The sequence below is a fragment of the Arthrobacter globiformis genome, from assembly GCF_003261175.1.
Taxonomy (GTDB): domain Bacteria; phylum Actinomycetota; class Actinomycetes; order Actinomycetales; family Micrococcaceae; genus Arthrobacter; species Arthrobacter globiformis_A.
Map to the genome: position 1 here is coordinate 1 of NZ_QLNP01000085.1, position 7,417 is coordinate 7,417.

7 protein-coding genes and 1 pseudogene are annotated in these 7,417 nt (G+C 64.7%); 6 read left to right on the top strand and 2 right to left on the bottom strand.

What is annotated here, in order from left to right; genetic code table 11:
• Window positions 1-73: 73 nt before the first annotated feature.
• Together istA (DBZ45_RS13540) and istB (DBZ45_RS13545) are read left to right on the top strand one after the other, a co-directional pair.
• Window positions 74-1,291, top strand: a complete 1,218-nt coding sequence (istA, locus tag DBZ45_RS13540; RefSeq protein WP_111904276.1) for an IS21 family transposase — start codon at window positions 74-76, stop codon at window positions 1,289-1,291.
• Window positions 1,291-2,079, top strand: coding sequence for an IS21-like element helper ATPase IstB (gene istB, locus DBZ45_RS13545; RefSeq protein ID WP_111904277.1), 789 nt, complete (start codon window positions 1,291-1,293; stop codon window positions 2,077-2,079). Before istA (DBZ45_RS13540) ends, istB (DBZ45_RS13545) begins: the two co-directional genes overlap by 1 nt.
• A 738-nt stretch (window positions 2,080-2,817) precedes the next feature.
• On the opposite strand, the gene DBZ45_RS13550 is transcribed toward istB (DBZ45_RS13545), so the two are convergent.
• The gene (locus tag DBZ45_RS13550) at window positions 2,818-3,024 is read right to left on the bottom strand and encodes a hypothetical protein (RefSeq protein ID WP_111904418.1); all 207 of its coding nucleotides are present in this window, start codon (window positions 3,022-3,024) and stop codon (window positions 2,818-2,820) included.
• Window positions 3,025-3,250: 226 nt separating this feature from the next.
• On the opposite strand from DBZ45_RS13550, the gene DBZ45_RS22970 reads away from it, so the two are divergent.
• Together DBZ45_RS22970 and DBZ45_RS23270 are read left to right on the top strand one after the other, a co-directional pair.
• Window positions 3,251-3,424, top strand: coding sequence for a hypothetical protein (locus DBZ45_RS22970; RefSeq protein ID WP_190243129.1), 174 nt, complete (start codon window positions 3,251-3,253; stop codon window positions 3,422-3,424).
• A gap of 55 nt (window positions 3,425-3,479) precedes the next feature.
• Window positions 3,480-3,605 (top strand): annotated as a pseudogene (locus tag DBZ45_RS23270) (IS3 family transposase); the annotation flags it as partial.
• Between the two features lie 227 nt (window positions 3,606-3,832).
• Here the strand turns inward: DBZ45_RS23270 and DBZ45_RS23275 are convergent.
• Entirely contained in the window at window positions 3,833-4,216 is a 384-nt protein-coding gene (locus DBZ45_RS23275) for a cupredoxin domain-containing protein (RefSeq protein WP_223257079.1), read from the bottom strand.
• A 756-nt stretch (window positions 4,217-4,972) separates the two neighbouring features.
• Here DBZ45_RS23275 and istA (DBZ45_RS13560) point away from each other — a divergent pair.
• Window positions 4,973-6,499, top strand: coding sequence for an IS21 family transposase (gene istA / locus DBZ45_RS13560; protein WP_190243005.1), 1,527 nt, complete (start codon window positions 4,973-4,975; stop codon window positions 6,497-6,499).
• Window positions 6,496-7,284, top strand: coding sequence for an IS21-like element helper ATPase IstB (gene istB / locus DBZ45_RS13565; protein ID WP_111902704.1), 789 nt, complete (start codon window positions 6,496-6,498; stop codon window positions 7,282-7,284). The genes istA (DBZ45_RS13560) and istB (DBZ45_RS13565) overlap by 4 nt, the downstream gene beginning before the upstream one ends.
• Window positions 7,285-7,417: the final 133 nt, after the last annotated feature.

Consider the following 7,417-nt stretch of genomic DNA (forward strand, 5'->3'; position numbering starts at 1 on the left):
TGTCGGTGACGGTCGAAAACTGAACCATTGTGACGGTTGAAAACTGAGCCACCCGTTTCAAACGATTGGGTGGGTGATCACTGTGGAGGATTGGGCGCTTATTCGGCGATTGCATCTTGCCGAGGGTGAGTCGATGAGGTCGATAGCGGCGCGGCTGGGGATCTCCCGGAACACTGTTGCCAAAGCGGTTAGTTCTGATGGTCCGCCTGCGTATGTGCGGGCACCTCAGGACTCCGGGATCAAGGCCGTCGAGCCTGCGATTCGTGCTTTGTTGCAGGAGAACCCGCGGATGCCCGCGACGGTGCTCGCGGAGCGGGTGGGCTGGTCGGGGTCGGCGGCCTGGTTCCGGGAGAACGTGGCCAGGATCCGGCCGGAGTATGCGCCGGCTGATCCTGCTGACCGGATCACCTATGATCCCGGGGATCAGGCGCAGTGCGACCTTTGGTTCCCGGAGGTGCAGATTCCCGTTGGAGCAGGCAAGACGCGGGTGTTGCCCGTGCTGGTGATGGTGTCTTCGCATTCGCGGTTCATCATGGCCAGGATGATCCCGTCGCGGATGACCGGGGACCTGCTGGCCGGGATGTGGGAGCTGCTCGGATCCCTGGGTGCGGTTCCGCGGCGGCTGATCTGGGACAACGAAACCGGGATCGGTCGCCGGAACAGTTACGCCGCCGGGGTGGCTGCGTTCGCCGGGGTCCTCGCCACCCGGGTCGTTCAGGTCAAACCCTATGACCCGGAAAGCAAAGGCGTGGTCGAGCGGGCCAACCAGTTCTTGGAGACCTCGTTCCTGCCGGGCCGGGTCTTCACCTCACCGGAGGATTTCAACGCCCAGCTGGCCATGTGGCTGCCGAAGGCCAATGCGCGGCTCGTCAGGCGGACAGGTGCCCGGCCGGCGGAGCTCATCAATGCGGACAAGAAGGCGATGCTGGCGCTGCCACCGGTTCCACCGGTCACCGGATTCACCGCCAGGGTCCGGCTCCCGCGGGACTACTACGTCCGGATGGGGTCCAACGACTACTCCGTCCACCCGCAGGCCATCGGCCGGTTCGTCGAGGTCACCGCCGACCTCGAAACCGTCACGATCAGCCTGGACGGCAGAACTGTCGGAACCCACACCCGGTCCTGGGGCAAGGGCCTGACGATCACCGACCCAGACCACGTAGAGGCGGCAAAGGCACTACGGAAGGCCTTCCAAACCCCTCAGCCGGTGGGTGAGACAGCCGGGCTGCGGGATCTGGCCGACTACGACCGCGCATTCGGGGTCATCCTTGATGACGGGCAGGTCGCCTGATGCCCGCTATCAAGGAAACCGCTGGCCAGATCGAGTACTACTCCCGGGCAATGAAAGCACCCCGGATCCGGGAAGCAGCAACCCGGCTCGCTGATCAGGCCCGGGAAGGAGGCTGGACCCACGAGGAATACCTCGCCGCTGTGCTGTCGCGGGAAGTGGCCGCGAGGGAAGCCTCCGGAGCAGAGATCAGAGCCAGGGGCGCCGGGTTCCCGGCCCGGAAATCACTCGAGGACTTCAACTTCGATCACCAGCCCGGCCTCAAACGCGACACCATCGCCCACCTTGCCACCGGAGCGTTCCTCACGGAAGCATCCAACATCGTCCTGCTCGGACCGCCCGGCACCGGCAAAACACACCTCGCAACCGGCCTGGGCTTACGGGCCACCCAGCTCGGACATCGGGTCCTGTTCGCGACGGCCATCGACTGGGTAGCCCGCCTCCAGACAGCCCACCAGAACGGCAGACTGCCCCAGGAACTCGTAAGGCTGCGCCGCTACCGGCTGATCATCGTCGATGAAGTCGGCTACATCCCTTTCGAGCAAGATGCCGCGAACCTGTTCTTCCAACTGGTCTCATCGCGCTACGAGCACGCCTCGCTGATCCTGACCTCGAACCTCCCGTTCGCCCGCTGGGGCGACGTGTTCGGCGACCAGGTCGTCGCCTCGGCCATGATCGACCGCATCGTCCACCACGCCGAAGTCATCACCCTCAAAGGCTCCAGCTACCGACTCAAACACACCCAAGTCGACTCACTGCCCTCGACAAGACCCGAAAATACGGCAGAATAACCAACGTCAAAGTGGCTCACTTTTCCACCCGCGAAACGGCTCACTTTTCGACCATCGCTGACAGGGTTTGAGCGTGCCTGCGCCGCCCAAAGGCGGCGGTATATCTGAACACCGTTCAAGACCTGAGCCGCACTCTGCCAGTTTCAGAGGCCGGCACCAGCACGCCGGCCCCCGCCGCCACTTACCGAACCAGCGGTGAGCAGGGGGCGACGATCTAATGAGGGGAACACATGGAATCGCCTTCGCGAGTCGACTGGAGCACCATTAGCGAGATCAGGTTCAACGAGCTTGCCGAAATGCTGATTGTGGAAGACCGATCCAGAGACGGACTGGTCGCCCAGGCGATAAATGGACGGGGTGGCGACGGCGGGATAGACATTGACGTCAAGGTGGCAAGAACTGCGCTGTGCGGTCGTGCTCTGCGAAGATGCTTCTTCACAGAGAATCTCGGGACAGCTGTGCTGTCCTGTGTGTGAGACAAAAAAGCCCCGACCAGGTGACCCGGTCGGGGCTTTCTTGCTGTTTCGGTGGCAGGTGGAGTGTTAGGGCCGAGACGCTGCGATCTCAGCGCGCAGCTTCATGAGGGAGAGGCCGAGATGGTTCTCGCCTTTGCCCTGGTGGCGGGGGCAGGTGCAGGCGACCCAGATGGTGTGGTGTCAGTGATGGGATTCGATGATCTCGGCTGTTCCCGTCTCCAAAAGCCATTCAGTCCGAGAACCGCCGGGCCACGCCTCCGGGTCATTCGTTCGGACCGACGTCATACTCATATGCGTCCTGGGCGGCCTTGAGGTCGTCATACGCGACGACCCAGACCCTGCCCTTGGGTGTGAGCTGGTCCACCCCGGTGGCATCGAGCTCGGCGATTTCCCGGCGGTAGTCTGCCGCGGCCATGCGTTCCGTGTCCGCGGCCAAGCGGACGGCCTCTTCCAAGGCTGCTTTATCCATGGGACTAGGCTCGCATGCCCGGCCCTCGAATTCCAGAGCCGGGGATCGCCCCTTCAGCGCCCGTTCGGCGACAGCTGCCCGCCTGATTCAGGCCGCTCTCGGCGGACGTGCCCTTCCGGCAAAGGGACGGAAGTCGTCCCGATCGGGTCCGTAGAAAGCTCTTGGAGCAGCCAAAGCCGCGCGCTAGCATTGGTGCCCCAATCCCGACGCGGAGAGGAACGATGAAGTGAAGATAGAGATAAGCGACACTGAGGTTGAGGACCTGGCAGGATACGTCCGCGGGCTGGCCGGCGCCGGTGACGGACCCAGCGCCGAAGAGGCGATCCGGGAAGCGGTCACCGAGGTGCAATCCAATCTGGAGGCGCAGGTCGTCGCGCGAGCGATTCTGAAGCTCAAGTGACGCCCTGGCCCGGTCCGGCTCCGCCAGGCTCCCGGACCCTGCAGGAAATTGGGCCGAACTCTGGCTCGCCATCACAACCTGGATCGAGCGCAGCTACCACCGAAAACACCGCCAACGTGCCCCCGGACGGCTGACACCCATCGAGTTTGAGGCAATGAAAAACGCGGCCTCAGCCGCGTAAGAACCTACCAACCCCGCTGTTAACGAAACCTTCAGCAGCCTCAAAGACCCTCAAGCAGGATTGGGTGTCAGTTTTGAATCCAAGACTGCTCGGTGTGCATGTCCAGGAAAACTTTTCGGCAGTCCAGCCTGACGCTGCTTCCACAGCCAAGGTCTCGTCATGGAGCCGGGTCTCACCATCCGCCGCATGTCAACGCCTGGACTCAGCGACCCCTCGTCGTAGCGCGCTCACTTGACTGTCAGCGCCCCTTTCATCCTCGGGTGATAGGTGCAATGGAAGGGGTAGTTGCCGGGCGTTGACGGGGCCGCGAACGTGGCCGTCCCGCCATTGCCCGCGACGTCCACGGCGAACGTTCCGCCGTGGTCGGCCGTCACGGTATGCCTTGCGGAATCCAGGTTGGTCACCGCGACCAAGGCACCCGGGGACACCGTGACCGGTGCCCCATAGTCGAAGTCCTTGATAACCATACTGTTGGGCGCGGGGGTGGTCACGACCGGGGGGCTTACCGTTCCTTCCGGCTTGGGAGGGGATCCACCACCGCTGGCGCAGGCGCCCGTGCCGAGCAGGACCGTCACCAATAGGAGCGATCCGCGTACCTTGCCAGTTTTCATGGCATACCGTCCTCGCTGGGAAGGGTGTTGGAAGACAAGTTCCTACTCCCTATTCTCCGCCCGCGGCGGCGAAATGGTTCCGGCCGCTCCTGCTCCGCAAGGCCCGGTGCTTGCTGCCGAACAGCACCCAGCGACGTCGGGCCGCCGTCGGGCCGGGGCGCCGGTCCACGATACCGCGCTCTGCTCCCACCACTGCGCAGCCAGCAGACACAGTGCGCTACATCCAGTAAGGAGGATGGAACCGGGTCAACGATCGTTACAAATTCGGATACTCGCAGGCGATCGCGTCGTGCTCGGGCTAGGTGACCGAAAACTCTCGGCCTTGGCAGCAAAAGTGCGCCCTGTTCGGCGCCGACAAGGAGGAAACCCAGTTCCCATTGGCTCATTGGAAGAGATTGCGAGTACACCGAGGCCCTTCGCGCTAGTTCAAAAGCTACCCGTGATCGCCGCCGTTTCAGAATTCCGCATGCCGTCTAGGCAGCTTAGACACAAGGGGACGACGGCGGAACCTCCCGCCGTCGTCCCCTTGGACGGTCCTGGCGGTGGCGGTACTGTGGGCTGTTAGCGGCCATGAAAAACTGCCCGTAGGCGGCCACGGAAATGCCCACTGACGGCCAGTAGAACTGCCCGTTGGTGGCCATGAGATCTGCCCACTTCCTTACTGAACCTGCCGCGTCTTAAGCGGTGGGGGCCTCTCCCCGGGATTTGATGACGGTGTCTAGTCGCACCAAATGTCGTCCCAGGAAGAGGCCCTGTATGAAGCATGACGGAGAAATCATGGAAATTCTTGCTGCCTACGATCTGACCGGATCGTTGCGCGCCACGGCCGAGCTCACGGGCTGTTCGCACCACACTGTAGCCAGGCATGTAGCGGCACGGGACGCCGGCCGGCCGATCGCCGAACCCGCGCCCAGGCCCCGGGTCACGGACACTTACCTGCCCAAGATCGAGGAATGGGTCGAGGCGTCCAAAGGACGGATCCGTGCCGATAAAGCCCACGCGAAGCTCCTCGCCATGGGTTACGCGGGGTCCGAGCGATCCACCCGCCGGGCGATCGCGCAGGTCAAGGCCGCGTGGCGGCTGGGACACACCCGCGTTCACCGACCGTGGATCACCGAGCCCGGGATGTGGCTGCAGTACGACTTCGGCGACGGACCACGGATCGGCGGGGTGAAGACCATCCTGTTCGTGGCCTGGCTGGCGTTCTCGAGGTTCAGGATCGTGATCCCGTTGCGGGACCGGACCGCGCCGAGCGTGTTCGCCGCTCTGGACCGCTGCTTCCGGATCCTGGGCGGGGCACCGACCTATGTCCTCACGGACAACGAGAAAACTGTGACCACGGCCCACGTGGCCGGGGTGCCGGTGCGGAACCAGCAAACCCTGGACTTCGCCCGCCACTACGGGGTCACAGTGCTGACCTGCCAGCCGGCGGACCCCGCCACCAAGGGCGGGGTCGAAGCGTCCGTGAAGCTAGCCAAGGCCGATATCGTCCCAAAAGAGACCAACCTGCGGGCGGACTACGGTTCCTTCACCGCTCTCGAGGCGGCCTGCGAGGCATTCATGGACGAGGTGAACAACCGGGAGCACCGCACCATCCGGCGCAAACCGGCAGCGGTGCTGGCAGAGGAACAGCTCCGGCTGCACCGGATCCCGGAGACCGCGCACACGGTCGCGTTCGGAGTGGCCCGCACCGTCCCGGAGAACACCCCGATGGTCACCTTCGAGAACGCCCAGTACTCCGTGCCCGCGCATCTGCTCGGCGCGAGGGTGTTCGTCCGCTCCCACGGCACCGGGCCCGATGAACAGGTCATCATCGTCCACCACGGCTCCGCCGGTCCGGTCGAGGTCGCCCGTCATCACCGGGCCAGGCCCGGCAGCCCCGCGATCATCGAAGAGCACTTTCCCGGAACCAGGACCAGGATCCCGGGCGACTACGCAGTGAAGGCCCGCAACGCCGGTGAGGCCGAGTTCCTTGCCATCGGCGAGGGCGCGAGGACCTGGCTCGTGGAAGCCGCCGGGACCGGGACGGCCCGGATGAACGTGAAAATGGCTGAGGCCGTGACGCTGGCCAAAATCGCCGGCGCCGAGGCGGTGGACCGGGCCCTGGGTGACGCCGCGCTTCATGGCCGCTTCGCTCACGGCGATCTGGCCTCGATCCTGAACGCCAACATCCGACGCACCACTACCCACGCCGCGGACGAGACCCGGTCCCTGACCCAGGGCACCAGTGCATGGGCCGGCCTGGGCACTGAACCCGCCCCTGTGAAGGAGCAGAACCGATGAGCCCTGTCAGCACCACGAACACGACCGCCCCGCCCCTGCCGGCCGAACTCGAAGCACTGATGCGGCAGCTCAAAATGCCCCACGCCCGGGCTTTGGCCCCGGAGCTGATTGCGACCGCACGCGCCCAGCGCTGGGAACCGGCAGAGATCATCAAGGCACTGTTCACCGAGGAAACAGCCGGCCGGGCCCGGTCCATGCTCGCCACCCGGCGCAAGGCAGCAGGCTTCCCCACGGGGAAAACCTTCGACGCCTGGGACCCCGCCGTCTCCTCGATCCCCGCGCCGACCCAGCAGGCCCTGCGCACCCTGGAATGGATCGGCCGGCGGGAGAACCTGGTCGTCTGCGGACCGTCCGGCACGGGGAAAACATTCTTCCTCGAAGCCCTCGGCCAGCAAGCCGTCGAAGCCGGCATGCGCGTGGCCTGGTTCAGGCTCGAGGACCTCGGCGCCCTGATCCGGGCCCACCGCACCGACGACAGCGTCACCCGGGCCGTCGCCAGAATCCTACGCGCCGAACTCGTCGTGATCGATGACATCGGGCTCCTGCCGGTGGCCACCGACGCCGCCGAAGGCCTCTACCGGGTCGTGGACGCAGCCTACGAAAAGCGCTCCGTCGCGATCTCATCGAACCTTCACCCGGCAGGCTTTGACGAGCTCATGCCCAAAACCCTGGCCACCGCCACCGTGGACCGGCTGCTGCACCACGCCCATGTCTGCCAGACCAGCGGCGATTCCATCCGCCTCACCCAGGCCCTCGCGGGAAAAGGAGTCACCCAACTGAACTGACACGACCCCACGATGGCCAACCCCGCCGAAACCTTCAGTGGGCAGATCTGTTGGCCATCACCGGGCAGTTTTACTGGCCACCAGCGGGCACATTAACTGGCCGCCCGTGGGCACAAACTACTGGCCATTGACA

Bases quoted from the DNA above. Each gene is read 5' to 3' on its own strand.
- istA (WP_190243005.1), top strand. From the start codon at position 4,973: ATGAAGCATGACGGAGAAATCATGGAAATTCTTGCTGCCTACGATCTG.
- DBZ45_RS13550 (WP_111904418.1), bottom strand. From the start codon at position 3,024: ATGGATAAAGCAGCCTTGGAAGAGGCCGTCCGCTTGGCCGCGGACACG.
- istB (WP_111902704.1), top strand. From the start codon at position 6,496: ATGAGCCCTGTCAGCACCACGAACACGACCGCCCCGCCCCTGCCGGCC.
- DBZ45_RS23275 (WP_223257079.1), bottom strand. From the start codon at position 4,216: ATGAAAACTGGCAAGGTACGCGGATCGCTCCTATTGGTGACGGTCCTG.
- istB (WP_111904277.1), top strand. From the start codon at position 1,291: ATGCCCGCTATCAAGGAAACCGCTGGCCAGATCGAGTACTACTCCCGG.